This window comes from Pseudomonas sp. HMSC057H01 (assembly GCF_001836405.1).
Classification (GTDB): domain Bacteria; phylum Pseudomonadota; class Gammaproteobacteria; order Pseudomonadales; family Pseudomonadaceae; genus Pseudomonas; species Pseudomonas aeruginosa.
The window spans coordinates 134,367-160,461 of the sequence record NZ_KV828379.1 but is presented as its reverse complement, the minus strand read 5'-3'; the positions used below and the strand labels follow the sequence as shown (position 1 = coordinate 160,461).

Annotated in this window: 23 protein-coding genes; 17 read left to right on the top strand and 6 right to left on the bottom strand. The window is 65.5% G+C overall.

The genetic code is table 11. The annotated features are described in order from the left end of the window. The first annotated feature begins 61 nt into the window (after positions 1 to 61). The 8 genes from dnaE (at position 62) to ispD (ending at position 11,136) form a co-directional block, all read left to right on the top strand. On the top strand, positions 62 to 3,583 hold the full coding sequence (gene dnaE / locus HMPREF2581_RS01185; protein ID WP_003098578.1) for a DNA polymerase III subunit alpha: 3,522 nt from the start codon (positions 62 to 64) through the stop codon (positions 3,581 to 3,583). A 149-nt stretch (positions 3,584 to 3,732) separates the two neighbouring features. Next, entirely contained in the window at positions 3,733 to 4,683 is a 951-nt protein-coding gene (accA, locus tag HMPREF2581_RS01180; protein ID WP_003109333.1) for an acetyl-CoA carboxylase carboxyl transferase subunit alpha, read from the top strand. Between the two features lie 69 nt (positions 4,684 to 4,752). Beyond that, a complete protein-coding gene (gene tilS, locus HMPREF2581_RS01175; RefSeq protein ID WP_003138026.1) occupies positions 4,753 to 6,081 on the top strand; it encodes a tRNA lysidine(34) synthetase TilS in 1,329 nt (442 codons plus the stop codon). A 170-nt stretch (positions 6,082 to 6,251) separates the two neighbouring features. Next, positions 6,252 to 7,880, top strand: a complete 1,629-nt coding sequence (locus HMPREF2581_RS01170; RefSeq protein ID WP_003092366.1) for a CTP synthase — start codon at positions 6,252 to 6,254, stop codon at positions 7,878 to 7,880. A gap of 2 nt (positions 7,881 to 7,882) precedes the next feature. Next, complete coding sequence (gene kdsA, locus HMPREF2581_RS01165) at positions 7,883 to 8,728, top strand: 3-deoxy-8-phosphooctulonate synthase (RefSeq protein WP_003092365.1); 846 nt, start codon at positions 7,883 to 7,885, stop codon at positions 8,726 to 8,728. Positions 8,729 to 8,773: 45 nt separating this feature from the next. Further along, positions 8,774 to 10,063 carry a phosphopyruvate hydratase gene (gene eno / locus HMPREF2581_RS01160; RefSeq protein WP_003092364.1) on the top strand — a complete coding sequence of 430 codons (1,290 nt, stop codon included), beginning with the start codon at positions 8,774 to 8,776 and terminating at the stop codon, positions 10,061 to 10,063. Positions 10,064 to 10,127: 64 nt separating this feature from the next. Next, positions 10,128 to 10,412 (top strand): cell division protein FtsB, encoded by a 285-nt coding sequence (gene ftsB, locus HMPREF2581_RS01155; protein ID WP_003098569.1) that lies wholly within the window; start codon positions 10,128 to 10,130, stop codon positions 10,410 to 10,412. Between the two features lie 19 nt (positions 10,413 to 10,431). Then, positions 10,432 to 11,136 (top strand): 2-C-methyl-D-erythritol 4-phosphate cytidylyltransferase, encoded by a 705-nt coding sequence (ispD, locus tag HMPREF2581_RS01150; RefSeq protein ID WP_003138030.1) that lies wholly within the window; start codon positions 10,432 to 10,434, stop codon positions 11,134 to 11,136. Between the two features lie 60 nt (positions 11,137 to 11,196). On the opposite strand, the gene yedF is transcribed toward ispD, so the two are convergent. The 3 genes from yedF to gfnR form a co-directional block, all read right to left on the bottom strand. Then, positions 11,197 to 11,445 (bottom strand): sulfurtransferase-like selenium metabolism protein YedF, encoded by a 249-nt coding sequence (yedF, locus tag HMPREF2581_RS01145; protein ID WP_003138031.1) that lies wholly within the window; start codon positions 11,443 to 11,445, stop codon positions 11,197 to 11,199. Continuing rightward, positions 11,411 to 12,637, bottom strand: a complete 1,227-nt coding sequence (gene yedE / locus HMPREF2581_RS01140; protein WP_003138032.1) for a selenium metabolism membrane protein YedE/FdhT — start codon at positions 12,635 to 12,637, stop codon at positions 11,411 to 11,413. The genes yedF and yedE overlap by 35 nt, the downstream gene beginning before the upstream one ends. 75 nt (positions 12,638 to 12,712) lie before the next feature. Then, entirely contained in the window at positions 12,713 to 13,621 is a 909-nt protein-coding gene (gene gfnR / locus HMPREF2581_RS01135; RefSeq protein ID WP_003138033.1) for a glutathione-dependent formaldehyde neutralization regulator, read from the bottom strand. A gap of 131 nt (positions 13,622 to 13,752) precedes the next feature. Between gfnR and HMPREF2581_RS01130 the strand changes: the two genes are divergently transcribed. The 8 genes from HMPREF2581_RS01130 (at position 13,753) to rpoS (ending at position 20,831) form a co-directional block, all read left to right on the top strand. Beyond that, positions 13,753 to 14,865, top strand: coding sequence for an S-(hydroxymethyl)glutathione dehydrogenase/class III alcohol dehydrogenase (locus tag HMPREF2581_RS01130; RefSeq protein ID WP_003124150.1), 1,113 nt, complete (start codon positions 13,753 to 13,755; stop codon positions 14,863 to 14,865). A gap of 53 nt (positions 14,866 to 14,918) precedes the next feature. Then, complete coding sequence (fghA, locus tag HMPREF2581_RS01125; protein WP_003138034.1) at positions 14,919 to 15,770, top strand: S-formylglutathione hydrolase; 852 nt, start codon at positions 14,919 to 14,921, stop codon at positions 15,768 to 15,770. Between the two features lie 70 nt (positions 15,771 to 15,840). Beyond that, positions 15,841 to 16,314 (top strand): 2-C-methyl-D-erythritol 2,4-cyclodiphosphate synthase, encoded by a 474-nt coding sequence (gene ispF, locus HMPREF2581_RS01120; protein WP_003092346.1) that lies wholly within the window; start codon positions 15,841 to 15,843, stop codon positions 16,312 to 16,314. Next, on the top strand, positions 16,311 to 17,378 hold the full coding sequence (gene truD, locus HMPREF2581_RS01115; protein WP_003092343.1) for a tRNA pseudouridine(13) synthase TruD: 1,068 nt from the start codon (positions 16,311 to 16,313) through the stop codon (positions 17,376 to 17,378). The genes ispF and truD overlap by 4 nt, the downstream gene beginning before the upstream one ends. Continuing rightward, positions 17,366 to 18,115 (top strand): 5'/3'-nucleotidase SurE, encoded by a 750-nt coding sequence (gene surE / locus HMPREF2581_RS01110; protein WP_003092341.1) that lies wholly within the window; start codon positions 17,366 to 17,368, stop codon positions 18,113 to 18,115. Before truD ends, surE begins: the two co-directional genes overlap by 13 nt. Before the next feature lie 32 nt (positions 18,116 to 18,147). Next, positions 18,148 to 18,783, top strand: a complete 636-nt coding sequence (locus HMPREF2581_RS01105; protein ID WP_003098558.1) for a protein-L-isoaspartate(D-aspartate) O-methyltransferase — start codon at positions 18,148 to 18,150, stop codon at positions 18,781 to 18,783. A gap of 45 nt (positions 18,784 to 18,828) precedes the next feature. Then, a complete protein-coding gene (locus HMPREF2581_RS01100) occupies positions 18,829 to 19,722 on the top strand; it encodes a peptidoglycan DD-metalloendopeptidase family protein (protein WP_003138035.1) in 894 nt (297 codons plus the stop codon). Positions 19,723 to 19,826: 104 nt separating this feature from the next. Further along, complete coding sequence (rpoS, locus tag HMPREF2581_RS01095; protein WP_003113871.1) at positions 19,827 to 20,831, top strand: RNA polymerase sigma factor RpoS; 1,005 nt, start codon at positions 19,827 to 19,829, stop codon at positions 20,829 to 20,831. A 425-nt stretch (positions 20,832 to 21,256) separates the two neighbouring features. Here rpoS and fdxA read toward each other — a convergent pair whose 3' ends face one another. The 3 genes from fdxA to HMPREF2581_RS01080 form a co-directional block, all read right to left on the bottom strand. After that, complete coding sequence (gene fdxA, locus HMPREF2581_RS01090) at positions 21,257 to 21,580, bottom strand: ferredoxin FdxA (RefSeq protein WP_003092272.1); 324 nt, start codon at positions 21,578 to 21,580, stop codon at positions 21,257 to 21,259. Positions 21,581 to 21,646: 66 nt separating this feature from the next. Further along, the gene (gene mutS, locus HMPREF2581_RS01085) at positions 21,647 to 24,214 is read right to left on the bottom strand and encodes a DNA mismatch repair protein MutS (protein WP_003122151.1); all 2,568 of its coding nucleotides are present in this window, start codon (positions 24,212 to 24,214) and stop codon (positions 21,647 to 21,649) included. Between the two features lie 125 nt (positions 24,215 to 24,339). After that, entirely contained in the window at positions 24,340 to 25,347 is a 1,008-nt protein-coding gene (locus HMPREF2581_RS01080; protein ID WP_003092265.1) for a TolB family protein, read from the bottom strand. A gap of 147 nt (positions 25,348 to 25,494) precedes the next feature. Here HMPREF2581_RS01080 and HMPREF2581_RS01075 point away from each other — a divergent pair, with 147 nt between their 5' ends. Further along, positions 25,495 to 26,001 carry a CinA family protein gene (locus HMPREF2581_RS01075; protein WP_003092262.1) on the top strand — a complete coding sequence of 169 codons (507 nt, stop codon included), beginning with the start codon at positions 25,495 to 25,497 and terminating at the stop codon, positions 25,999 to 26,001. The last annotated feature ends 94 nt before the right edge of the window (positions 26,002 to 26,095 follow it).

The following is a 26,095-nucleotide window of genomic DNA, read 5'->3' as shown; positions in this document are numbered from 1 at the left end:
CACCGGGCCCGGTACAATCCGGGCCTTGTCGTTTTTGCGTTATTTCTGCTCCGGGGCCTTCATGACCGTATCCTTCGTTCACCTGCGTCTGCATACCGAATTCTCCCTGGTCGACGGCCTGGTCCGGGTCAAGCCCCTGGCCAAGGCGGTGGCGGGGCTGGGCATGCCGGCGGTGGCGGTCACCGACCAGAGCAACATGTGCTCGCTGGTGAAGTTCTACAAGACCGCCATGGGCGCCGGCATCAAGCCGATCTGCGGGGCCGACATCTGGCTCGCCAGCCGCGAGGAAGATGGCCCGCTCAGCCGCCTGAGCCTGCTGGCGATGAACGCGAAGGGCTATCGCAACCTCACCGAGCTGATTTCCCGCGGCTGGAGCGAAGGCCAGCGCAATGGCGAGATCATCATCGAGCGCGACTGGGTCAAGGAGGCGGCGGAAGGCCTGATCGCGCTGTCCGCGGCCAAGGAAGGCGAGATCGGCCACGCGCTGCTCGACGGCGAGGAGGCCAAGGCCGAGGCGCTGTTGCGCGAGTGGATGGAGGTGTTCCCCGAGCGCTTCTACGTCGAAGTGCAACGTACCAGCCGGGTCAACGACGAGGAGCACCTCCACGCGGCGGTGGCTCTGGCGTCACGCTGTAACGCGCCGCTGGTGGCGACCAACGACGTGCGCTTCATCAAGCAGGAAGACTTCGAGGCCCACGAGACCCGCGTCTGCATCGGCGAGGGGCGGACCCTCGACGATCCGCGGCGGCCGCGTACCTATTCGGACCAGCAATACCTGAAGTCGCCGGCGGAAATGGCCGAGCTGTTCAGCGACCTGCCGGAAGCGTTGGAAAACACCGTCGAGATCGCCAAGCGCTGCAACATCGAGGTGCAGCTGGGCAAGTACTTCCTGCCGGACTTCCCCACGCCCAATGGCATGGGCATCGACGACTACCTGCGGCACGCCTCCTTCGAAGGTCTCGAGGAGCGCCTGGAGGTGCTGTTGCCGAAGGACACCCCGGACTACGAGGCTAAGCGCCAGGTCTATGTCGACCGTCTGAACTTCGAACTCGATATCATCATCCAGATGGGTTTCCCCGGTTACTTCCTCATCGTGATGGACTTCATCAAGTGGGCGAAGAACAACGGCGTGCCGGTAGGCCCCGGGCGGGGCTCGGGCGCCGGCTCGCTGGTGGCCTACGTGCTGAAGATCACCGACCTCGATCCGCTGGCCTACGACCTGCTGTTCGAACGTTTCCTCAACCCGGAACGGATCTCCATGCCCGACTTCGACGTCGACTTCTGCATGGAGGGCCGCGACCGGGTGATCGACTACGTGGCCGACGCCTACGGGCGCAACGCGGTGAGCCAGATCATCACCTTCGGCACGATGGCGGCGAAGGCGGTGGTACGCGACGTGGCGCGGGTCCAGGGCAAGTCCTACGGTCTCGCCGACCGGCTGTCGAAGATGATTCCGTTCGAAGTCGGCATGACCCTGGATAAGGCCTACGAGCAGGAAGAAATGCTCCGCGACTTCCTCAAGAGCGACGAGGAAGCCGCCGAGATCTGGGAGATGGCCCTCAAGCTGGAAGGCATCACCCGCGGTACCGGCAAGCACGCTGGTGGCGTGGTGATCGCGCCGACCAAGCTGACCGACTTCTCGCCGATCGCCTGCGACGAGGAAGGCGGCGGCCTGGTGACCCAGTTCGACAAGGACGACGTGGAGGCGGCCGGCCTGGTGAAGTTCGACTTCCTCGGCCTGCGGACCCTGACCATCATCAAGTGGGCGATGGAGATCATCAACCGCGAGCAGGCCAAGAAGGGCCTGGAGCCGGTGAACATCGACTTCATCCCGCTGGACGACAAGCCGACCTATTCGCTGCTGCAGAAGGCCGAGACCACTGCGGTGTTCCAGCTCGAATCGCGCGGCATGAAGGAGCTGATCAAGAAGCTCAAGCCGGACTGCCTGGAAGACCTCATCGCACTGGTGGCGCTGTTCCGCCCGGGTCCTCTGCAGTCGGGCATGGTGGACGACTTCATCAACCGCAAGCACGGTCGCGCCGAGCTGTCCTATCCGCACCCCGATTACCAGTACGCCGGCCTGGAGCCGGTGCTCAAACCCACCTACGGCATCATCCTGTACCAGGAACAGGTGATGCAGATCGCCCAGGTCATGGCCGGCTATACCCTCGGTGGCGCGGACATGCTGCGCCGGGCGATGGGCAAGAAGAAGCCCGAGGAAATGGCCAAGCAGCGCGGCGGTTTCATCGAGGGTTGCAAGAACAACGGCATCGATGCCGATCTCGCGGGCAACATCTTCGACCTGGTGGAAAAATTCGCCGGCTACGGCTTCAACAAGTCACACTCGGCAGCCTACGGCCTGGTCTCCTACCAGACCGCTTGGCTGAAGACCCACTTCCCGGCGCCGTTCATGGCCGCGGTACTCACCGCGGATATGCAGAACACCGACAAGGTGGTGACGCTGATCGAAGAATGCCGGCACATGAAGCTGCGCATCGTGGCGCCGGACGTGAACAACTCCGAGTTCCGCTTCACCGTCGACGACGATGGCCGGATCGTCTATGGCCTGGGTGCGATCAAGGGCGTCGGCGAGGGGCCGGTGGAGGCGATCACCGAATGCCGCGCCGAAGGCGGGCCGTTCAACACCCTGTTCGATTTCTGCGACCGCGTCGACCTCAAGCGCATCAACAAGCGCACCCTGGAAGCGCTGATCCGCGCCGGTGCGCTGGATCGCCTGGGGCCGCACTACCACGATGAGCTAAAGGCCTACCAGGCTACCGTCGACCTCAACCGCGCCGTGCTGCTGGCGGCGATGGAGGAAGCGATCCAGGCCGCGGAGCAGACCGCGCGCAGTCACGACAGCGGGCACATGGACCTGTTCGGCGGAGTCTTCGCCGAGCCGGAGGCGGATGTCTACGCCAACCACCGCAAGGTCAAGGAGCTGACCCTCAAGGAACGCCTGAAGGGCGAGAAGGACACCCTCGGCCTGTACCTGACCGGCCATCCGATCGACGAGTACGAAGGCGAGGTGCGGCGCTTCGCCCGCCAGCGCATCGTCGAGCTGAAGCCGGCGCGCGATACCCAGACGGTGGCCGGGCTGATCGTCAACCTGCGGGTGATGAAGAACAAGAAGGGCGACAAGATGGGCTTCGTCACCCTCGACGACCGCTCCGGACGGATCGAGGCCTCGCTGTTCTCCGAAGCCTTCGCCGCGGCCCAGTCGCTGCTGCAGACCGACGCGCTGGTGGTGGTCGAGGGCGAGGTCAGCCAGGACGACTTCTCCGGCGGACTGCGCCTGCGCGCCAAGCGCGTGATGAGCCTGGAGGAAGCGCGTACCGGCCTGGCGGAGAGCCTGCGGATGAAGCTGCACGCCGACCTGTTGAAGGGCGACCGCCTGCGCTGGCTGGGCGAGCTGTTCAACCGCCATCGCGGTTCCTGCCCGATCACCCTGGACTACACCAGCGCCGACGCCAAGGCCCTGCTGCAGTTCGGCGAGAGCTGGCGGGTGGATCCGGCGGACGATCTGATCCAGGCATTGCGTGACCAGTTCGGGCGCGACAACGTCTTCCTCAATTATCGTTAATCGCGATGGGCGATAACGCCGTTGTTCCGCGCTCTGCGGCGGGAAAACGCGGATCGCCCTTGCTCCCGGCTCGACCCCTGGCGCCCGATCCCGTAAGGTAGGGCGCCAAACGGAAACGGCCCACTAGAATCTGCGCACGACGGAAGCCTATGAACCCGAACTTTCTTGATTTCGAACAGCCGATCGCCGACCTGCAAGCCAAGATCGAAGAGCTGCGCCTGGTGGGCAACGACAATGCGCTGAACATCAGCGACGAAATCTCGCGTCTGCAGGACAAGAGCAAGGCGCTCACCGAAAACATCTTCGGCAATCTGTCCAGTTGGCAGATCGCCCAGCTCGCGCGCCATCCCAAGCGTCCCTATACCCTCGACTACATCGGCTACCTGTTCAGCGATTTCGAGGAACTGCACGGCGACCGGCATTTCGCCGACGACCCGGCGATCGTCGGCGGCGTTGCCCGCCTCGACGGTTCCCCGGTGATGGTCATCGGCCACCAGAAAGGCCGCGAAGTCCGTGAGAAGGTCCGGCGCAACTTCGGCATGCCGCGTCCGGAAGGCTATCGCAAGGCCTGCCGCCTGATGGAAATGGCCGAACGCTTCAAGATGCCGATCCTGACCTTCATCGACACGCCCGGCGCCTACCCGGGCATCGATGCCGAGGAACGCGGCCAGAGCGAGGCGATCGCCTGGAACCTGCGGGTGATGGCGCGACTGAAGACGCCGATCATCGCCACCGTGATCGGCGAGGGCGGTTCCGGCGGCGCGCTGGCCATCGGTGTCTGCGACCAGTTGAACATGCTGCAATACTCCACCTATTCGGTGATCTCGCCGGAAGGCTGCGCCTCCATCCTCTGGAAGACCGCCGAGAAGGCGCCGGAAGCCGCCGAGGCCATGGGTATCACCGCCGAGCGCCTGAAAGGCCTGGGCATCGTCGACAAGGTCATCGACGAACCGCTGGGCGGCGCCCATCGCGATCCGGCGAGCATGGCCGAATCGATCCGTGGCGAACTGCTGGCGCAACTGAAGATGCTCCAGGGCCTGGAAATGGGTGAGTTGCTGGAGCGTCGTTACGACCGCCTGATGAGCTACGGCGCGCCGTAAACCATCCGGCGCACTGGTACGATCGACAAGCCCGGCATTCGCCGGGCTTGTCGCATGAGGAGCGCAAGCATGCCGGCAGTGCCGCTCGAATCCCGTCTGTTACAGGCCCTGGCGCCCTGGCGCGAAGCGGGGGGCTGGTGCGTGGCGTTTTCCGGCGGGCTGGATTCGACGGTGTTGCTGCATCTGCTCGCCCAGTTGGCCCGGAGCGAAGCCTTGCCGGCGCTGTCGGCGCTGCATGTCCACCATGGCTTGCAGGCTGCGGCGGACGGTTGGCCGGCGCACTGCCAGGCGGTCTGCCGGTCGCTGGGTATCCCGCTGCGGGTCGAGCGGGTACAGGTCGCCGTTGGCGGCAGCATCGAGCAGGCGGCGCGCGACGCCCGCTATCGCGCATTCCAGGCGAACCTGGGCGAGGGACAGGTGCTGCTCACCGCGCAGCACCTCGACGACCAGGCCGAGACCTTGCTGTTCCGCCTGTTGCGTGGAGCGGGCCTGCGCGGCCTGGCGGCGATGCCGGCGAGCCGGCCGCTGGGCGGCGGCCGCCTGTGCCGACCCTTGCTCGGGGTTTCCCGCGCCGAACTGGAAGCCTATGCGCAGACGCACCGGCTGGACTGGGTGGAGGATCCTTCCAACCAGGATCCGCGCTTCTCGCGCAACTACCTGCGCCGGGAGATCATGCCGCGTCTCGCCTCCCACTGGCCGCAGGCCGTCGCCGGCATGGCGCGCTGCGCGGCGCATCTGCGCGAGGCCGAAGACCTGCTGGCTGAACTGGCCGCCATCGACCTCCGGGCCTGCCGCCAACCCTCGGAACTGGATTGGCCGGACTGGCTGGATCTGCCCCGGATCGCCCTGGAGCCTCTGCGCCACCTCAGCGCTGCGCGCCAGCGCAACCTGCTGCGGGCCTGGCTGGGACAGCTGACGCGGTTGCCGGACAGCGACCACTGGGCCGGCTGGGAGTCGTTGCGCGATGCCGGCGACGATGCCGACCCGATCTGGCGCCTGGAGAGCGGCGAGCTGCGTCGCGGCGCGGGGCGGATCTGGTGGTTGCCGGCGGACTGGCGGGCGGCGGCGGGACCGTTCGTCTGGGAGCGTCCCGCTCATCCCTTGCTTCTTCCCGGCAATGGTCGGCTGGCGTTGCTCGGCGAGGTTCCGGCGGGGCCGTTGCGCGTCGACTACCGGCGGGGTGGGGAGGTGCTGGCCCTGGCCGGGCGCGGTCGCCGCGACCTCAAGCGATTGCTCAACGAAGCGGGCGTACCGAGCTTCCTGCGCGGTCGTTTGCCGCTGCTCTTCCGAGCCGACGAACTGCTCGCGGTGGCCAACATTCCTGGCCTGGACAGTCCCCGCGAGGGGGGCTGGCGACTGTCCTGGAGCCCGCCGACGAACGACCCGGGTTTGAGCTAGTAAGCCGTTTCCAGTAGACTACGCTCCCGTCTTGTACTGCTCCCGCCGATTCCCTCCGGAATCAGCAGGAGTTTGCTTTGCCCACGGATTTGTCCGTGGCGGGAGCTGGCCTCCCTTCTCCGAATCCCCGGCGGTTGATCCCGCCTAAACGCTGACTTCTAGGGTTTTTCATGACGCGCTACATCTTCGTCACGGGTGGTGTTGTTTCTTCATTGGGGAAAGGCATCGCTTCGGCTTCTCTGGCTGCGATCTTGGAAGCGCGTGGCCTGAAGATCACGATGCTCAAGCTGGACCCTTACATCAACGTGGACCCGGGCACCATGAGCCCGTTCCAGCACGGTGAGGTCTTCGTGACCCAGGACGGCGCCGAGACCGACCTGGACCTGGGCCATTACGAGCGCTTCGTTCGTACCACCATGACCCAGAACAACAACTTCACCACCGGCCGCGTCTACATGGACGTGTTGCGCAAGGAACGCCGCGGCGACTACCTGGGCGCCACCGTGCAGGTGATCCCGCACATCACCGACGAGATCAAGCGGCGCATCATCAAGGGCGCCGGCGATGCCGACGTCGCCCTGGTGGAGATCGGTGGCACCGTCGGCGACATCGAGTCGCAGCCGTTCCTCGAGGCGATCCGCCAGCTGCGCGTCGAGATCGGCGCCAAGCGCGCGATGCTGATGCACCTGACCCTGGTCCCGTACATCGCCACCGCCGGCGAGACCAAGACCAAGCCGACCCAGCACTCGGTCAAGGAGCTGCGCTCCATCGGCCTGCAACCGGACGTGCTGGTCTGCCGTTCCGACCACCCGATCGACGTCTCCTCGCGGCGCAAGATCGCGCTCTTCACCAACGTCGAGGAGCGCGCGGTGATCGCCCTGGAAGACGTCGACACCATCTACCGCATCCCGTCGGTGCTGCATGCCCAGGGCCTGGACGACATCGTCGTCGAGCGCTTCGGCCTGGAGTGCGGGCAGGCCGACCTGTCCGAATGGGACCGCGTGGTCGATGCCAAGCTCAACCCCGAGCGTGAAGTCACCATCGCCATGGTCGGCAAGTACATGGAACTGCTGGACGCGTACAAGTCGCTGATCGAGGCGATGACCCACGCCGGCATCCAGAGCCGCACCAAGGTCAACCTGCGCTACATCGACTCCGAAGACATCGAGCAGCAGGGCACCAGCCTGCTGGAAGGCGTCGACGCCATCCTGGTCCCGGGCGGCTTCGGCCTGCGCGGCGTGGAAGGCAAGATCAGCACCGTGCAGTACGCCCGCGAGAACAAGATCCCCTACCTGGGCATCTGCCTGGGCATGCAGGTCGCGGTCATCGAATACGCCCGCAACGTGCTCGGCTGGAGCGACGCCAACTCCACCGAGTTCGACAAGTCCAGCGGCCATCCGGTGGTCGGCCTGATCACCGAATGGCAGGACGCGACCGGCGCCACCGAGATCCGCACCGAAGCTTCCGACCTGGGCGGCACCATGCGCCTGGGCGCCCAGGAGTGCCAGCTGCAGACCGGCACCCTGGTGCACGACTGCTATGCCAAGGACGTGATCGTCGAGCGCCATCGCCATCGCTACGAAGTGAACAACAACCTGCTGCCGCAACTGGAACAGGCCGGCCTGAAGATTTCCGGCCGCTCCGGCGACGGCGCCCTGGTGGAAGTGGTCGAGGCCCCGGAGCATCCGTGGTTCGTTGCCTGCCAGTTCCACCCGGAATTCACCTCCACACCGCGTGATGGCCACCCGCTGTTCAGCGGTTTCGTCAACGCCGCGCTGAAATATTCCGGGAAGGCCTGAGCATGGCACAGAAGATCGTTCGCGTCGGCGATATCCAGATCGGCAACGACCTGCCGTTCGTGCTGTTCGGCGGCATGAACGTGCTGGAGTCGCGCGACCTGGCCATGCAGGTCTGCGAAGAATACGTACGGGTTACCGAGAAACTCGGTATCCCCTATGTGTTCAAGGCCAGCTTCGACAAGGCCAACCGTTCCTCGATCCACTCGTTCCGTGGCCCGGGCCTGGAAGAGGGAATGAAGATCTTCGAAGAGATCAAGAAGACCTTCAAGGTGCCGGTCATCACCGATGTCCACGAGCCGTTCCAGGCCCAGCCGGTGGCCGAGGTCTGCGACATCATCCAGCTGCCGGCCTTCCTCTCGCGGCAGACCGACCTGGTGGTGGCGATGGCCAGGACCAACGCGGTGATCAATATCAAGAAGGCCCAGTTCCTCGCGCCCCAGGAGATGAAGCACATCCTGACCAAGTGCGAGGAAGCCGGTAACGACCGCCTGATCCTCTGCGAGCGCGGCTCCTCCTTCGGATACAACAACCTGGTGGTCGACATGCTCGGCTTCGGCATCATGAAGCAGTTCGAGTACCCGGTATTCTTCGACGTCACCCACGCCCTGCAGATGCCCGGCGGTCGCGCGGACTCCGCCGGCGGCCGGCGCGCCCAGGTCACCGACCTGGCCAAGGCCGGGCTCAGCCAGAAGCTCGCCGGGCTGTTCCTCGAGGCCCATCCGGACCCCGAGCACGCCAAGTGCGACGGTCCGTGCGCGCTGCGCCTGAACAAACTCGAAGCCTTCCTGTCCCAGCTCAAGCAACTGGACGAGCTGATCAAGAGCTTTCCTGCAATCGAGACTGCCTAGTCTCCTCAGACCGCCCCGTTCATTCACTTCGGAGTGTTAACAAGAATGGCAAAGATCGTCGACATCAAGGGCCGTGAGGTCCTGGACTCCCGCGGCAACCCTACCGTTGAAGCGGACGTGATCCTGGACAACGGCATCGTCGGCAGCGCCTGCGCGCCTTCCGGTGCTTCCACCGGTTCCCGCGAGGCCCTCGAGCTGCGCGATGGCGACAAGAGCCGTTACCTGGGCAAGGGCGTGCTGAAAGCCGTGGCCAACATCAACGGCCCGATCCGCGACCTGCTGCTGGGCAAGGACGCGGCCGACCAGAAAGCCCTCGACCACGCGATGATCGAGCTGGACGGCACCGAGAACAAGGCCAAGCTGGGCGCCAACGCGATCCTCGCGGTGTCCCTGGCTGCCGCCAAGGCCGCCGCACAGGCCAAGGGCGTACCGCTGTACGCGCACATCGCCGACCTCAACGGCACCCCCGGCCAGTACTCCATGCCGGTGCCGATGATGAACATCATCAACGGCGGCGAGCATGCGGACAACAACGTCGATATCCAGGAATTCATGGTCCAGCCGGTCGGCGCGAAGAACTTCGCCGAGGCGCTGCGCATGGGCGCCGAGATCTTCCATCACCTCAAGGCCGTGCTGAAGGCCCGTGGCCTGAACACCGCCGTCGGTGACGAAGGCGGCTTCGCGCCGAACCTGTCGTCCAACGAAGACGCCCTGGCCGCCATCGCCGAGGCCGTCGAGAAGGCCGGCTACAAGCTGGGTGACGACGTGACCCTGGCCCTGGACTGCGCCTCCAGCGAATTCTTCAAGGACGGCAAGTACGACCTGGAAGGCGAAGGCAAGGTATTCGACGCCGCCGGTTTCGCCGATTACCTGGCCGGCCTGACCCAGCGCTACCCGATCATCTCCATCGAGGACGGCATGGACGAGTCCGACTGGGCCGGCTGGAAAGGCCTGACCGACAAGATCGGCGCCAAGGTCCAACTGGTCGGCGACGACCTGTTCGTGACCAACACCAAGATCCTCAAGGAAGGCATCGAGAAGGGCATCGGCAATTCGATCCTGATCAAGTTCAACCAGATCGGTTCGCTCACCGAGACCCTGGAGGCCATCCAGATGGCCAAGGCCGCCGGCTATACCGCGGTGATCTCGCACCGCTCCGGCGAAACCGAGGACTCGACCATCGCCGACCTGGCCGTGGGTACCGCCGCCGGTCAGATCAAGACCGGTTCGCTGTGCCGCTCCGACCGCGTGTCCAAGTACAACCAGCTGCTGCGCATCGAAGAGCAGCTGGGCGCCAAGGCGCCGTACCGTGGTCGCGCGGAATTCCGCGGCTGAGCCTAGTCTGGTACGGTGAAGGGGTGGCAAGAGCCACCCCTTTTCTTCTCAAGGAGTTCGAGGCTTGAGGTTACGTAGCCCCTACTGGCTGTTCGTGGTGCTGATCCTGGCGCTGGCGGGCCTGCAATATCGCCTGTGGGTCGGCGATGGCAGCCTGGCGCAGGTACGCGACCTGCAGAAGCAGATCGCCGACCAGCATGGCGAGAACGAGCGCCTGCTGGAGCGCAACCGGATTCTTGAAGCCGAAGTCGCCGAGTTGAAGAAAGGCACCGAGACCGTCGAGGAGCGTGCGCGGCACGAGCTTGGCATGGTCAAGGACGGCGAAACCCTCTACCAGCTCGCCAAGTGAGCTGACGACCCTTCTCCCGATGACGACTTCCGACCTTCCCGCCTTCTGGACGGTGATCCCCGCCGCCGGCGTGGGTTCGCGCATGCGCGCCGACCGCCCGAAGCAATATCTCGATCTTGCCGGCCGTACCGTGATCGAGCGCACCCTCGATTGTTTCCTCGAGCACCCGATGCTCAGGGGCCTGGTGGTCTGCCTGGCCGAAGACGATCCCTACTGGCCCGGGCTGGACTGCGCCGCCAGCCGGCATGTGCAGCGCGCCGCCGGGGGCGTCGAACGCGCCGACTCAGTGTTGAGCGGCTTGCTGCGCCTGCTGGAGCTGGGGGCACAGGCCGACGATTGGGTGCTGGTGCATGACGCTGCGCGACCGAACCTGACCCGCGGCGACCTCGACCGCCTGCTCGAAGAACTCGCCGAAGATCCGGTCGGCGGGCTGCTGGCGGTGCCGGCGAGGGACACCCTCAAGCGTGCCGACCGCGACGGCCGGGTCAGCGAAACCATCGACCGCTCGGTGGTCTGGCTGGCCTATACGCCACAGATGTTCCGCCTCGGCGCCCTGCACCGGGCACTGGCCGATGCGCTGGTGGCCGGCGTGGCGATCACCGACGAGGCTTCGGCGATGGAGTGGGCCGGCTATGCGCCGAAACTGGTGGAAGGGCGCGCCGACAACCTGAAGATCACCACCCCGGAAGACCTACTGCGCCTGCAGCGCAGTTTTCCGCACTGATCCCTGGCACAAGAAAGCCGACCCGAGGGTCGGCTTTCTTGTCGTTGCAGACTCGCTCGTTCAGCTTTCCAGCGGCACCTCTATGAGGAAGCGGAACAGCGCGCCGTGCTGCTCCACCGCCAGGCATTTGTAGCCCTGGCGCTGGGTGTCTTCGGGAATCCCGTGGACCGACTGCGAGCAGTCGGTGACCACTTCCAGGCGTTCGCCCGGCTGCATGGTCGCCAGGGTTTCCAGGGTGGCGATGGCGTTGTACGGGCAATGTTCGCCGCGCAGGTCAAGCGACAGGGTCGGTTTGTCGGGCTGGCTCATGGTTCGGTTTCCGCGGTCGGGTGAATCGGGAGGCGTTCAGTTGCACCAGCAACAGGCACAGGGCCAGGCCGGCGAAGGTCAACAGCAGGCCGTTGCCGGGCCCGAAGCTTTCCAGCAGGTCGAGCTTGGGATAGGGCAGGGCGAGGCGGGTACCCAACTGGTCCCAAAAGATTGCCACCAGGGTTCCGCCGATGACGTTGCCGATGCCGACCACCCAGAAGTGCAGCTGGCCCTCCATCGAGCGGTACATCCAGCCGGTCTCGCAACCGCCGGCGAGGACGATGCCGATGCCGAAGAGAATGCCGCCGATGATCGCATTCGGGCCCATCCAGAAGATCTTCGGCGCGACGCCCAGGCGGATCACGGCGAAGGTACCGATGCAGGCGGCCGCCATGCCGAGCAGGATGCCGAAGGCGGCGCGGGTCCGGCCTGTGGTCCAGAGGTCCCGTGCGGCGCTGGTGAAGCAGATCTGCGCGCGCTCGATCAGGCCGCCGAACAGCAGGCCGAACAGGCAGGCCATGCCCAGCACCAGCGATACCTCGAAGCGCCAGGCGGCGAACAGCGCGGCGAGCGCCAGCACCGCCAGGCCCAGGCGGGCCTGCAGGCGTGCGCGTCGGGCCAGGCTTTCGGCGCTGGGCAGGGCGCTGGCCGTGGCGCCGACTTTCAGCGGCGTGCGCAGGAACGGCAGCAGGCTGATCTTCACGCCGATCCAGGCGCCGCCGACGGTGGCGAACATGAAGGCCCAGGCGTGCAGGGAAAACATCGGGATACCGGTGAAGAACGCCGCCAGGTTGCAGCCCATCGCCAGGCGTGCGCCGAAGCCGGCGACGATACCGCCGACCAGGCCCTGCAGCAGGCGACGTTTGCTGGTCGGCCAGCGCAGGCTGACGTTGCCGGCCCAGAGGGCGCAGCACAGGGCGCCGAGGAACATGCCGATGATCATCACTCCGTCGATCCGGTCCAGCGGCGTGCCTTGAAGGCCGATCAGCCTGAAGTAGCTCCAGTCCTGTGGCTGGTAGCCGAACCAGGACAGCACGTGGCCGCCCCAGCGGGTGAATTCGCCGGTCACCGCCCAGAAGGTGCCGGTGAGCGCGAAGTAGTAGGCGGAGGCGACGCCGAGGGCGACCAGCGCCGGCAGCGGCGACCAGAACCTCACCAGGTAGCGTTGGCGAAACGCATTGAGGGCAGACATGCGACTTCCTTGAATCGATAGCGGGTGGAGCGGGAAACTGCCAAGTCTATCGCAGCGGCGAAACGCCTTACTGCTTCAGCGCAGGTTTTTCTCCCCGGCGAGTCCCGGATGGGATTGCGCCAGGCCTTCCTTGAGATAGTCCACCAGTTGCCGGACTTTCGGCGACAGGTGCCGCTGCTGCGGGTACAGCGCCCATACCGCGGTATTCGGCGGCTGGTGGCCTTCCAGCAGGGAGACCAGGCGGCCGCTGCGCAGATGCTCGATCACATAGTAGTCAGGCAACTGGCACAGGCCGAAGCCGCGTAGGGCGGCGTCGAGCACCGCCTGGCCGCTGTTGCAGCGCCAGTTGCCCTGGACCCGGTGCTGGGTTTCCCGGCCGTCCTCGAGGAAGCTCCACAGGTCGCTGCTGCCGATCAGGCAGTTGAACTGGCCGAGTTCCGTCGGCGACTGCGGAGTACCGTGGCGGCGCAGGTATTCCGGGGTGGTGCAGAGGTACATGACGCGTGGCGCCAACCGTGTGGCGACCAATCGCGAATCGCTCAGGCGGCCGAGGCGGATGGCCAGGTCGAAGCCCTCGTGGAGCAGGTCCAGTTGGCGGTTGGACAGCTCGATGTCGACCCGCAGTTGCGGATAGTCGGCCATGAAGGCATTCACCAGCGGCACGATGAAACGTTCGCCGTAGGCCACGGCGCAGGTCATGCGCAGCAGGCCCTTGGGCTCCGCGGAGAGGTCGCTGACCGCGCGCAGGGCTTCGTCGCGGGCGTCCTGCAGGCGCTGGCAATGTTGCAGGAAGGTCTGTCCGGCTTCGCTCAGCGACACTCGCCGGGTGCTGCGGTAGAGCAGGCGGGTCTGCAGGCGCTCCTCCAGGCGGGCGACCTGGCGGCTGATGTGCGACGAGGAAACGCCCATGCGTTCGGCTGCCGCGGTGAACTGCCCGGTTTCGGCGACAGCGACGAATTCGTCGAGTCCTTCCCAGCGATTCATCTGGATTGTCCCTGTATGGCAATAATGTTTTGATTATTGCCTGATTATTCCTTGAAACGCGGTTTTCTACACTTTCCGTTTCAGTGGGTCGCTTAGCGGCCCGCCGGCTTCTATCGTTCAGGAGTTCCCAGATGATCAAGTCCCGTGCCGCCGTCGCCTTCGCCCCCAACAAGCCGTTGGAAATCGTCGAGGTGGATGTGGCGCCGCCGCAGAAGGGCGAGGTACTGGTGCGCATCGTCGCCACCGGCGTCTGCCATACCGATGCGTACACCCTGTCCGGCCAGGATTCCGAGGGGGTGTTCCCGTGCATTCTGGGCCACGAAGGTGGCGGCATCGTCGAAGCGGTGGGCGAGGGCGTGACCTCCCTGCAGGTGGGCGATCATGTCATCCCGCTGTACACCGCCGAGTGCGGCAAGTGCAAATTCTGCCTGTCCGGCAAGACCAACCTCTGCCAGGCCGTGCGCGCCACCCAGGGCAAGGGCCTGATGCCCGACGGCACCAGCCGTTTCTCCTACAAGGGCGAGCCGGTCTTCCACTACATGGGCTGCTCGACCTTCTCCGAATACACCGTGCTGCCGGAAATCTCCCTGGCGAAGATTCCCAAGGACGCGCCGCTGGATAAGGTCTGCCTGCTTGGTTGCGGCGTCACCACCGGGATCGGCGCCGTGCTGAATACCGCCAAGGTGGAAGAGGGCGCTACCGTTGCCATCTTCGGCCTGGGCGGTATCGGCCTGGCGGCGATCATCGGGGCGAAGATGGCCAAGGCCGCGCGCATCATCGCGGTCGACATCAACCCGGGCAAGTTCGACATCGCCAGGGAGCTGGGCGCCACCGACTTCATCAATCCGAAGGACTACGACAAGCCGATCCAGGACGTCATCGTCGAACTGACCGATGGCGGCGTCGACTACTCCTTCGAGTGCGTCGGCAACGTGCAGTTGATGCGCGCCGCGCTGGAATGCTGCCACAAGGGCTGGGGCGAGTCGGTGATCATCGGTGTCGCCGGCGCCGGCCAGGAAATCAGCACCCGGCCGTTCCAACTGGTCACCGGCCGCGTCTGGCGCGGTTCGGCGTTCGGCGGGGTGCGCGGGCGCAGCGAGTTGCCGAGCTATGTCGAGAAGGCGCAGAAGGGCGAGATCCCGCTGGATACCTTCATCACCCACACCATGGGGCTGGAGGACATCAACGAGGCCTTCGAGCTGATGCACGAAGGCAAGAGCATCCGCACCGTCATTCATTACTGACAAGCCGTCGCGGCGGGCGCTGCGGCTCGCCACGACTGTTTCACGGAGGTCACGTGAAGGATTCCCTCGAACTGATCGGCAGCCAGAAGACCTTCGGCGGCTGGCACCAGCGTTACCGTCATTTTTCCCGGACCCTGAACTGCGAGATGGTCTTCGCCATCTACCTGCCGCCCCAGGCCGAGCCGGAGGCGGCGCTGCCGGCCCTGTACTGGCTGTCCGGGCTGACCTGTACCGACGAGAACTTCATGCAGAAGGCCGGCGCCCAGCGGGTCGCCGCCGAACTGGGATTGGTACTGGTGGCGCCGGATACCAGCCCGCGCGGCAGCGGTGTCCCCGGCGATCCCGACGGCGCCTGGGACTTCGGCCTGGGCGCAGGCTTCTACCTGAACGCCACGCAGGAGCCCTGGTCCGCGCACTACCGCATGCACGACTACGTGGTGCACGAGTTGCCGGCGCTGATCGAGGCGCATTTCCCGGTGTCCCGGCGGCGCGGCATCAGCGGGCACTCGATGGGCGGGCATGGCGCGCTGGTCTGCGCGCTGCGCAACCCGGGGCACTACCTGTCGCTGTCGGCCTTTGCGCCGATCTGCCATCCGAGCGATTGCCCCTGGGGCCAGAAGGCGTTCTCTCGCTACCTGGGCGAGGACCCGGCGGCCTGGCGCGAGTGGGATGCCTGTGCGTTGCTCGAGGGTGCGTCCGAACGCTTGCCGATCCTGGTCGACCAGGGCGAGCGCGACGACTTCCTCGCCGTCCAGCTCAAGCCGGAAGCGCTACGCAATGCGGCGGACAAGGCCGGCCACCCGCTGGAGCTGCGTCTGCAACCAGGCTACGACCACAGCTACTACTTCATCGCCAGTTTCATCGAGGATCACCTGCGCCACCATGCCCAGGTTCTCAACGGTTGATCCGCGATACCTGAAGCCTGCCCCGATCCGGGGTAGAATCACGCCCTGATTCCAACCAGGGCGTTTTTTCATGCGAATTGGCCATGGCTACGACGTGCATCGCTTCGGCGAGGGCGACTTCATCACCCTCGGCGGCGTGCGCATTCCCCACAAACATGGGCTGGTCGCCCACTCCGACGGCGACGTGCTGCTGCACGCCTTGTCCGATGCGCTGCTCGGCGCGGCGGCGCTGGGCGACATCGGCAAGCACTTCCCGGACACCGACCCGCGGTTCAAGGGCGCCGACAGTCGCGCGCTGCTGCGACACGTGGTCGCCATCGTCGCCGAGAAGGGCTGGAAGGTCGGCAACGTCGACGCCACCATCGTCGCCCAGGCACCGAAGATGGCGCCGCACATCGAAACCATGCGCGGGTCGATCGCCGAGGACCTCGGCGTCGCGGTCGACCAGGTCAACGTCAAGGCCACCACTACCGAGCGGCTAGGTTTCACCGGACGCGAAGAGGGCATTGCTGTACATGCGGTCGCTTTGCTGATGGCCCGATGAGCGTTCTCGGCGAACTCGACTTGCTCGGGCCGCGCGCCCATGGGGCAGCCTGCGGCGAGGCGGTGCTCAAGGCCGTGGCCGAGGACTTCCAGGTCGACGAGGTGCTGGACATTCCCCTCAGCGGTGAAGGCGAGCACCTCTGGTTGTGGGTGGAAAAGCGCGGATTGAACACCGAGGAGGCGGCCCGTCGCCTCGGCCGCGCCGCCGGCGTGCAGCAGAAGAACGTCAGCTACGCCGGGTTGAAGGACCGCCAGGCCCTGACCCGGCAATGGTTCAGCCTGCACCTGCCGGGCAAGGCCGATCCCGACCTGGGCGCAGCCGAGGGCGCGGACCTGCGGATTCTTCGCCGCACCCGTCATTCGCGCAAGTTGCAGCGAGGCGCGCATGCCGCCAACGGCTTCACCCTGCGTCTGACCGGGCTGCGGGCGGAGCGTGCCCTTCTCGACGCGCGCTTGGAACGTATCGCCGCGGACGGCGTGCCCAACTATTTCGGCCTGCAACGCTTCGGCCACGGCGGCGGCAACCTGGTCGACGCGCGCAGTTGCGCGGAACAGGACCTGCTGCCGGCGAACCGCAACCTGCGTTCGCGCTTCCTTTCCGCCGGGCGCAGCTACCTGTTCAACCGCCTGCTCGCCGAGCGGGTCGCGGAGGGTAGCTGGAACCGGGCAGCGGTTGGCGACCTGCTGGCCTTCACCGACAGCCGCAGCTTTTTCCTCGCTGGCGAGGAAGAATGCCGCGATGCCCGTCTGGCCGCCCTCGACCTGCACCCCACCGGACCGCTCTGGGGCGAGGGCGATCCGCCGAGCGGCGCCGGCGTCCTCGACCGCGAGCTGGCCCTGGCCGGGAGCGAGCCGGCGCTCTGCCGCTGGCTGGCGAAGGCGGGCATGGCGCACGAACGGCGCATCCTGCGGCTCCCCATCCAGGGGCTGGCGTGGCATTATCCCGAACCTGATGTTCTGCAACTGGAATTCGTCCTGCCGGCCGGTTGTTTCGCCACCGTAGTGGTGCGTGAAATCCTCGACCTGGTACCGACAGGGCAGACGGAAAACCCATGCGCATACTGATTGCCAACGACGACGGGGTGACCGCACCCGGTATCGCCGCGCTTTACGACGCGCTGGCGGATCATGCCGATTGCGTAGTGATCGCCCCCGACCAGGACAAGAGCGGCGCCAGCAGTTCCCTGACGCTGGACCGCCCGCTGCACCCGCAGCGCCTGGACAACGGATTCATCAGCCTCAACGGCACGCCGACCGACTGCGTGCACCTGGGCCTGAACGGCTTGCTGGAGGAATTGCCGGACATGGTGGTCTCGGGTATCAACCTGGGCGCCAACCTCGGCGATGACGTCCTCTATTCCGGTACCGTGGCGGCGGCCATCGAAGGGCGCTTCCTGAAGGGGCCGGCCTTCGCCTTCTCGCTGGTCTCGCGGTTGACGGACAACCTGCCCACCGCCATGCACTTCGCCCGCCTGCTGGTCTCCGCCCACGAGCGCCTGGCCGTGCCGCCGCGTACCGTGCTCAACGTCAATATCCCGAACCTGCCGCTGGATCGCGTACGCGGTATCCAGCTGACCCGCCTCGGGCACCGCGCCCGTGCCGCCGCACCGGTGAAGGTGGTCAATCCGCGCGGCAAGGAAGGCTACTGGATCGCCGCGGCCGGCGATGCCGAGGATGGCGGGCCGGGGACGGATTTCCACGCGGTCATGCAAGGCTACGTGTCGATCACTCCGTTGCAGCTGGACCGTACCTTCCACGAAGCCTTCGGCGGCCTCGACGAGTGGCTGGGAGGACTGACGTGATGTCCGAAGATCTGCATCGCCGGGGTATCGGCATGACCTCCCAGCGTACCCGAGAGCGCCTGATCCAGCGCCTGTACGAAGAAGGTCTGTCCAACGCCCACGTGCTCGAGGTGATCCGCCGCACGCCGCGTCATCTGTTCGTCGACGAGGCGCTCTCGCATCGCGCCTACGAAGACACTGCCCTGCCGATCGGCCACAACCAGACCATTTCCCAGCCGTTCATGGTGGCGCGGATGACCGAGTTGCTGCTGGCGGCCGGCCCGCTGGACAAGGTCATGGAGATCGGTACCGGGTCCGGCTACCAGACCGCGGTGCTGGCCCAACTGGTCGAGCGGGTCTTCTCCGTCGAGCGGATCCAGGCGTTGCAGGACAAGGCCAAGGAGCGTCTTGCGGAGCTAAACCTGCGTAATGTTGTCTTTCGTTGGGGCGATGGCTGGGAGGGCTGGTCGGCGTTGGCTCCCTACAATGGAATCATCGTCACCGCGGCGGCCACGGAAGTCCCGCAGTCGTTGCTGGACCAGTTGGCGCCGGGGGGCCGTCTGGTGATCCCGGTCGGTGGCGGCGAGGTCCAGCAACTGATGCTGATCGTCCGCACCGAGGACGGGTTCAGCCGCCAGGTACTCGACTCGGTACGTTTCGTCCCGCTGCTCAACGGCCCGATCGCCTGAGCCGGCGGCCGGCGTCGCCGGCCCGATTGAACGAAAGCGAAGAAGATGGATAAGGGGGAAGGATTGAGGCTAGCAGCGACCCTGCGGCAATGGACTCGGCTCTACGGTGGCTGCCACCTGTTGCTCGGGGCCGTCGTCTGTTCCCTTCTCGCCGCCTGTTCGTCGTCGCCTCCCGGCGGGGTCAAGGTCGTCGATCGCAACGGTTCCGCGCCTGCCGCTGCGCGGCGTACGCCGGTCACCAGCGGGCAGTACATCGTGCGCCGCGGCGACACCCTGTATTCCATTGCCTTCCGCTTCGGCTGGGACTGGAAAGCCCTGGCCGCGCGCAATGGCATCGCGCCGCCCTATACCATCCAGGTCGGTCAAGCTATCCAATTTGGTGGGCGGGCACCGGCGCAACCGTCCGTCGCGAAAAACACGCCGGTCGTCGCTCCGCCCGTGGCGACCAAGCCTGCCCCGGTTCCACCCGCTGTTAGTACGTCGGTACCTGCCAAGCCCGCACCGGCTCCGGCCTCGACCACGACCCCACCCAGCAGCGGCGCGACTCCCGTCGTTGCGGGGCCTGCGGTGGGCGGTTGGGCATGGCCTGCGAGCGGTAGTCTGATCGGCCGTTTTGCCTCAAACGGAAGTTTGAATAAAGGGATTGATATAGCCGGTCAATTGGGCCAGCCTGTCCTGGCTGCGTCTGGTGGGACCGTTGTATACGCCGGTAGTGGTTTGCGGGGCTACGGCGAGTTGGTCATCATCAAACACAACGAGACCTACGTGAGTGCCTACGGTCACAACCGCAGGCTGCTGGTGCGGGAAGGGCAACAGGTCAAGGTAGGGCAATCGATTGCCGAGATGGGCTCCACAGGAACCGATCGGGTGAAGCTGCACTTCGAGATTCGCCGCCAGGGTAAGCCTGTCGATCCACTGCAATATTTGCCACGTCGCTGACCGGGAGTTCGCCCGCCCACATCATGTAGGTGAGCGGGTCCGGGCGTGTCCAGCGGGAAAGGAATCGCCCGGGCTTGAGTCGAACTCATGCAAGGGATAACGACATGGCACTCAAAAAAGAAGGGCCGGAGTTTGACCACGATGATGAAGTGCTCCTCCTGGAGCCCGGCATCATGCTGGACGAGTCGTCTGCCGACGAGCAGCCTTCTCCCCGGGCAACTCCAAAAGCCACCACTTCCTTCTCTTCCAAACAACACAAGCACATCGACTACACGCGCGCGTTGGACGCAACGCAGCTGTATCTCAACGAAATCGGTTTCTCGCCCCTGTTGACGCCCGAAGAGGAAGTCCACTTCGCTCGTCTGGCGCAGAAGGGCGATCCCGCTGGTCGGAAGCGGATGATCGAGAGCAACCTGCGGTTGGTGGTGAAGATCGCCCGGCGCTATGTCAATCGCGGACTGTCCCTGCTCGACCTGATCGAGGAAGGCAACCTAGGCCTGATCCGCGCCGTGGAGAAGTTCGATCCGGAGCGCGGATTCCGGTTCTCGACCTACGCCACCTGGTGGATCCGCCAGACCATCGAACGGGCCATCATGAACCAGACCCGGACCATTCGCTTGCCGATCCATGTGGTCAAGGAGCTCAACGTCTACCTGCGTGCGGCGCGGGAACTGACCCACAAGCTCGACCACGAACCTTCACCCGAAGAAATCGCCAACCTGCTGGAGAAGCCGGTCGCCGAGGTCAAGCGCATGCTCGGCCTGAACGAACGGGTGACTTCGGTAGACGTCTCTCTTGGTCCGGACTCGGACAAGACCCTGCTGGATACGCTCACCGACGATCGCCCCACCGATCCGTGCGAGCTGCTGCAGGATGACGATCTCAGCGAAAGCATCGACCAGTGGCTGACGGAACTCACCGACAAGCAGCGTGAGGTGGTGATTCGCCGCTTCGGCTTGCGCGGGCACGAAAGCAGCACGCTGGAAGAGGTCGGTCAGGAAATCGGCCTGACCCGCGAGCGGGTTCGTCAGATCCAGGTCGAGGCGCTGAAGCGCCTGCGGGAGATCCTGGAGAAGAACGGCCTGTCGAGTGACGCGCTGTTCCAGTGACGGAAAACCTTAGACCCACTGAAGACCCGGCGTTCGCCGGGTTTTTTGTGTCTGCTCTTGTAAGCATTAACTTACACGGCGTGTGAGCCTAAGTAGATAAATGTCCGGGAGGTTTGCCAAAAACGCTCGGTGAATTTAAGTAACTTATTGAAAATAAAGGAATATATTTTTATAAAATGACTGCCGAAGAAGCTTCGCTGGGTTTTCTGGCAGGTTGCGGGAGCACAGGGAATCGCTAATATCACTCCTGCGTACAGGGAACACGCAACCCCGAAGGATCGGGGAAGGGACGTCGCCAGGGAGGCGATTCATCAGGACGATGACGAGGGACTGAAGAGTGGGCGGGGTAATACCCCGCCCCTTTTTTTGCCTGCCGTTTTACTCGTCGCCAAAGAAAAGGCCCGCTGTTTGCGGGCCTTGGCGTATCAGCGCTCCAGATGCTGGAGCTTGCCGGCGACGCCGTCCCATTCCTCAGCGTCGGGCAGGGCATCCTTCTTCTCGGTGATGTTCGGCCAGACTTCCGCCAGCTCGCTGTTCAGCTCGATGAATTCCTGCATGTTCTCCGGCACTTCGTCTTCGGAGAAAATCGCCTGGGCCGGACATTCGGGCTCGCACAGGGCGCAGTCGATGCACTCGTCCGGATGGATGACCAGGAAGTTGGGTCCTTCGTAGAAGCAGTCTACCGGGCAGACTTCCACGCAGTCGGTGTATTTGCACTTGATGCAGTTGTCGGTGACGACGAAGGTCATTTTCTAGTTCTCTCCTCAGGCGGGCGGCTAAGCGCGCGCGATTCTAGCAGCTTGTGCGGTAGTCCGTCAGACCCGCATCTTCCATGCATATAACAGATCGAGAGCTTGCCGCGGGCTGATATCGTCGGGATTGATCCTCGACAATTCATCGATCACCGGGTGCGGCAGGCTGGCGAACAGGTCGCTCTGCATCGGCGAGGCGGGCTTGCCGCTCTGCTGGCTCGGCATCTCGTGCGGCAGGCTGGTGGTTTCCAGGCGCTTGAGGTGTTCGCGGGCGCGCTGGATTACCGGAGTCGGCACGCCGGCCAACTGGGCCACCGCGAGGCCGTAGCTCTGGCTCGCCGGTCCCGGCAGTACATGGTGCAGGAACACGATGCGTTCATTGTGCTCGGTCGCGTTCAGGTGCACGTTGGCTACCGCGGGCTGGCTTTCCGGCAGTACGGTCAGCTCGAAGTAGTGGGTGGCGAACAGGGTGAAGGCGCGAGTCCGGGCCAGGTCCTCGGCCGCTGCCCAGGCCAGCGACAGGCCGTCGAAGGTGCTGGTGCCGCGGCCGACCTCATCCATCAGCACCAGGCTCTTGTCAGTGGCGTTGTGCAGGATGTTGGCGGTTTCGCTCATCTCCACCATGAAGGTCGAGCGGCCGCCGGCAAGGTCGTCGGACGAGCCGATGCGGGTGAAGATGCGGTCCACCAGGGACAGCTCGCAGCGCGCAGCCGGAACGAAGCTGCCGATATGCGCAAGCAGCACGATCAGCGCGGTTTGCCGCATGTAGGTGGATTTACCGCCCATGTTCGGACCGGTGATCACCAGCATCCGGGTGTCGGCATCCAGCGCCAGGTCGTTGGCCACGAACGGCGTCTCCAGCACCTGCTCGACCACCGGATGGCGGCCCTGCTCGATGTGCAGGCAGGTGTGTTCGACGAACCGCGGGCGATTCAGGTCGAGGTTCAGCGCGCGTTCGGCGAGGTTCGCCAGCACGTCCAGCTCCGCCAGCGCCGAGGCGCTGTCCTGGAGCGGAGCGAGGTGGCCGATCAGACGTTCCAGCAGCTCTTCGTAGAGTGCCTTCTCGCGGGCCAGGGCGCGGCTCTGGGCCGACAGCGCCTTGTCCTCGAAGGCCTTCAGTTCCGGCGTGATGAAGCGCTCGGCGCCTTTCAGGGTCTGCCGGCGGATGTAGTCGGCCGGCGCCTGTTCGGCCTGCACCCGTGGCAGCTCGATGAAGTAGCCATGGATGCGGTTGTAGCCGACCTTCAGGTTGGGCAGGCCGGTGCGGGCCTTCTCGCGCGCTTCCAGGTCCATCAGGAATTGCCCGGCGTTTTCGCTCAGCGCCTGCAGCTCGTCCAGCTCGGCGTCATAGCCGGTCTTGATCACGCCACCGTCGCGGATCACCGCCGGCGGGTTGTCGATGATCGCCTTGGCCAGCAGTTCGGCGAGTTCGGGATAGGTGCCGATGGTGGTGGCCAGCGCCTGCAGGTGCGGCGCTTCCAGTTCGGTCATGGCGTTCTGCAGGTCCGGCAACGCCGCCAGCGCGTCGCGCAGGCGCGCCAGGTCGCGAGGGCGGGCGTTGCGCAGGCCGATGCGGGCGAGGATACGTTCGAGGTCGCCGATTTCCTTGAGCTGCGGTTGCAGGTTCTCGAAGCGATAGCGTTCCAGCAGGCAGGCGATGGACTCCTGGCGGGCTTCCAGCACCGCGCGGTCACGCAGCGGACGGTTCAGCCAGCGGCTCATCAGGCGGCTGGCCATGGCGGTCTGGCAGCGGTCGACCACCGATTGCAGGGTGTTCTCGCGGCCACCGCTGAGGTTGATATCCAGCTCCAGGTTGCGGCGGCTGGCGCCGTCGAGGATCACCGTGTCATCGAGGCGGTCGTGGCGCAGGCTGCGCAGGTGCGGCAGGGCGGTACGCTGGGTTTCCTTGGCGTAGGCGAGCAGGCAGCCGGCGGCGCCGATGGCCAGGGTCAGGTTCTGGCAGCCGAAGCCTTTCAGGTCCTGGGTGCCGAATTGCTGGCAGAGGCTCTTGTGCGCCGAGTCGCGATCGAAGTCCCACGGCGCGCGGCGACGTACGCCGCGGCGCTTCTCCGCCGGCAGGCCCTGTGGCCAGTCGTCGGGAATCAGCAGCTCGGCCGGGTTGAGGCGCTCCAGTTCGGCCAGCAGGGTTTCCCAGCCTTTTATCTCCTGGACGCTGAAGCGGCCGCTGGTGATGTCCAGCACGGCGAGGCCGAACAGGCGCTCGTCGCCGAGGATTGCCGCCAGCAGGTTGTCGCGGCGTTCGTCGAGCAGCGCCTCGTCGCTCACCGTGCCGGGGGTGATGATCCGCACCACCTGGCGCTCCACCGGCCCCTTGCTGGTGGCCGGGTCGCCGATCTGCTCGCAGATCGCCACCGACTCGCCGAGCTTGACCAGCTTGGCCAGGTAGCCCTCCGCCGAATGGAAGGGAATGCCTGCCATCGGGATCGCCTTGCCGCCGGACTGGCCGCGCGCGGTCAGGGTGATGTCGAGCAGCTTGGCGGCCTTCTTCGCGTCCTCGTAGAACAGCTCGTAGAAGTCGCCCATGCGATAGAACATCAATTGGTCGGGGTGCTGATGCTTCAGTTTGAAGTACTGCTGCATCATTGGCGTGTGCTGAGAGAGGTCGGTCATACGGGCCTTCGGAAGCGGGCTTTGGACGGTGCAAAAGAGGGCAATGTTAACCCGATTCACCGGCCTGTGTCGGGTCCGTTCGGAACCGGCGCGGACCCTCAGGTCCGCGCCTGTGCGGGCTGCTTTCAGCGTGCCGCGGTATAGCTGGCGCCGAGCTTCTGCCGACCGTCGGGCAGGTTGATCTGCGCCGGGTCGAGACGCCAGACCCGCGCCGCGGCGATGTCACCGAGGAGCAGGCTGTAGGTCGGGTCGAACGAAGTGCTGGAGAAGATCAGGTAGTCCTCGTTCACCGGCGCGGCATCGGAATTGTCGCCCTGGCAGTGGTTGAGCGGCAGGATCGCCGGGGTGCCGGGCGGGCTGTTGGGTACGACCATGGCCAACTGGTCGTTGCCGGCCGGCTGGGTACGCGAGAGGAAGTAGGCGGTGTAGTCGCGTACCACCGGGTAATAGTCGCGGCCCCCCGCGGCCGGGGTGGCGAGGGGGCTGACCTGGCCGTTCTCCAGGTTCCTGCGCACCACCCGCAGGCTGTCGCCGGCTCCTGTCGCGTAGACCACGTACTTGCCTGAGGGGGTGAGGAACGGCATCGACTCCTCGGTGCTCCAGCCGTCGCTGGTCACGGCTTTCCAGGCGCTCACGCCGACGCTGCCATCGCCATTGAAGACCAGGGTGGCGAGGCGGATGTCGCCCTCGTGCTTGAGCACGACCTGGCGGCCATCGAAGGAGAACTTCGGGTCCTCGTTGCGACCGCCGATGGCCGCGGTCAGGTTGCTCGGCGCCTGGGTACCGCCGATGGCCCAGGCGAACACGTGCCAGGCGCCATTCTGGCGGCCCATGAAGGTCAGGTAGCGGCCGTCCGGGGAGAAATGCGCATTCATCGGGTCCTCGATGTTCCAGCCGGGCTGGTTGAGCTGGCGGGTGCTCTTGCTCTTGAAATCGTGCAGGTAGAGGTTCGAGGAGCCGTCCCCGTACTCCATATAGCTGTGGTAGACCAGGCGCCCGCCGAGCGCGGGCAGGCTGCTGGCGGGTTGCAGGGCCAGGTTGGCGGTGCAGGCCGCATGGGCGGGGAGGCTGGCTACGGGGGAGAGGAGCAGGGCGAGGGAGAGCAGAGAGACCTTGAGTGGCGCGATGTTCATGGGGTGCCTTTCCTTGGACGGTGATGGAACACGCATGTTCGCGCATTCGCTGCCTTCGCGCGGTTGCGCTTGTCCGAAAGCTGCTTCTGAATGGAAAAGCCGATGGTGTAGGGTAGTCCCTTTCCGTTTCTACCCTGGAGAACAGTGATGACCCTGATGGAGTCCGACCTGACCGCACTGGCCGCCCGCCTCGGCGAAAGCCTTCGTTACCTGGGCGAGCAGGTCAGCACGGCGGAATCCTGCACCGGTGGCGGCATCGCCGAGGCGATCACCCGCATCCCGGGGAGTTCGGGCTGGTTCGAGGCTGGCTACGTGACCTACTCGAACCGCCAGAAGACCCTCCAGCTGGAGGTGCCCGAGTCGCTGTTCCCGGCAGTCGGCGCGGTCAGCCGGGAAGTGGTCGAGGCCATGGTGCGCGGCGCCCAGCGGCACAGCGGGGCGCGTTTCGCGGTGGCGGTGAGCGGTGTCGCCGGGCCCGACGGCGGCTCGCCGGAAAAGCCGGTAGGCACGGTCTGGCTGGCCTGGGCCGACGGCGAGCGGCTGGTCAGTGAGCGCTGCCAGTTCAACGGCGACCGCGACGCCGTGCGCCGGCAGACGGTGGCGACCGCGCTGACCGGCCTGCTGCGCATGAGCAACGGCGAGAACCCGGGCTAGCCGCGCCTGCGGGCAACCGTTCGGAACATTCTTCCCGTCGGGGGTAGGCGAGCGACTTGCCCTGTGGAATAATACTGTCTACTTATACAGTTGT

Bases quoted from the DNA above. Each gene is read 5' to 3' on its own strand.
- ispF (WP_003092346.1), top strand. From the start codon at position 15,841: ATGCGAATTGGCCATGGCTACGACGTGCATCGCTTCGGCGAGGGCGAC.
- tilS (WP_003138026.1), top strand. From the start codon at position 4,753: ATGCCGGCAGTGCCGCTCGAATCCCGTCTGTTACAGGCCCTGGCGCCC.
- dnaE (WP_003098578.1), top strand. From the start codon at position 62: ATGACCGTATCCTTCGTTCACCTGCGTCTGCATACCGAATTCTCCCTG.
- rpoS (WP_003113871.1), top strand. From the start codon at position 19,827: ATGGCACTCAAAAAAGAAGGGCCGGAGTTTGACCACGATGATGAAGTG.
- HMPREF2581_RS01100 (WP_003138035.1), top strand. From the start codon at position 18,829: ATGGATAAGGGGGAAGGATTGAGGCTAGCAGCGACCCTGCGGCAATGG.
- mutS (WP_003122151.1), bottom strand. From the start codon at position 24,214: ATGACCGACCTCTCTCAGCACACGCCAATGATGCAGCAGTACTTCAAA.
- HMPREF2581_RS01080 (WP_003092265.1), bottom strand. From the start codon at position 25,347: ATGAACATCGCGCCACTCAAGGTCTCTCTGCTCTCCCTCGCCCTGCTC.
- HMPREF2581_RS01170 (WP_003092366.1), top strand. From the start codon at position 6,252: ATGACGCGCTACATCTTCGTCACGGGTGGTGTTGTTTCTTCATTGGGG.
- yedE (WP_003138032.1), bottom strand. From the start codon at position 12,637: ATGTCTGCCCTCAATGCGTTTCGCCAACGCTACCTGGTGAGGTTCTGG.
- kdsA (WP_003092365.1), top strand. From the start codon at position 7,883: ATGGCACAGAAGATCGTTCGCGTCGGCGATATCCAGATCGGCAACGAC.
- fdxA (WP_003092272.1), bottom strand. From the start codon at position 21,580: ATGACCTTCGTCGTCACCGACAACTGCATCAAGTGCAAATACACCGAC.
- HMPREF2581_RS01075 (WP_003092262.1), top strand. From the start codon at position 25,495: ATGACCCTGATGGAGTCCGACCTGACCGCACTGGCCGCCCGCCTCGGC.
- surE (WP_003092341.1), top strand. From the start codon at position 17,366: ATGCGCATACTGATTGCCAACGACGACGGGGTGACCGCACCCGGTATC.
- yedF (WP_003138031.1), bottom strand. From the start codon at position 11,445: ATGAGCCAGCCCGACAAACCGACCCTGTCGCTTGACCTGCGCGGCGAA.
- truD (WP_003092343.1), top strand. From the start codon at position 16,311: ATGAGCGTTCTCGGCGAACTCGACTTGCTCGGGCCGCGCGCCCATGGG.
- accA (WP_003109333.1), top strand. From the start codon at position 3,733: ATGAACCCGAACTTTCTTGATTTCGAACAGCCGATCGCCGACCTGCAA.
- HMPREF2581_RS01105 (WP_003098558.1), top strand. From the start codon at position 18,148: ATGACCTCCCAGCGTACCCGAGAGCGCCTGATCCAGCGCCTGTACGAA.
- ispD (WP_003138030.1), top strand. From the start codon at position 10,432: ATGACGACTTCCGACCTTCCCGCCTTCTGGACGGTGATCCCCGCCGCC.
- HMPREF2581_RS01130 (WP_003124150.1), top strand. From the start codon at position 13,753: ATGATCAAGTCCCGTGCCGCCGTCGCCTTCGCCCCCAACAAGCCGTTG.
- gfnR (WP_003138033.1), bottom strand. From the start codon at position 13,621: ATGAATCGCTGGGAAGGACTCGACGAATTCGTCGCTGTCGCCGAAACC.
- eno (WP_003092364.1), top strand. From the start codon at position 8,774: ATGGCAAAGATCGTCGACATCAAGGGCCGTGAGGTCCTGGACTCCCGC.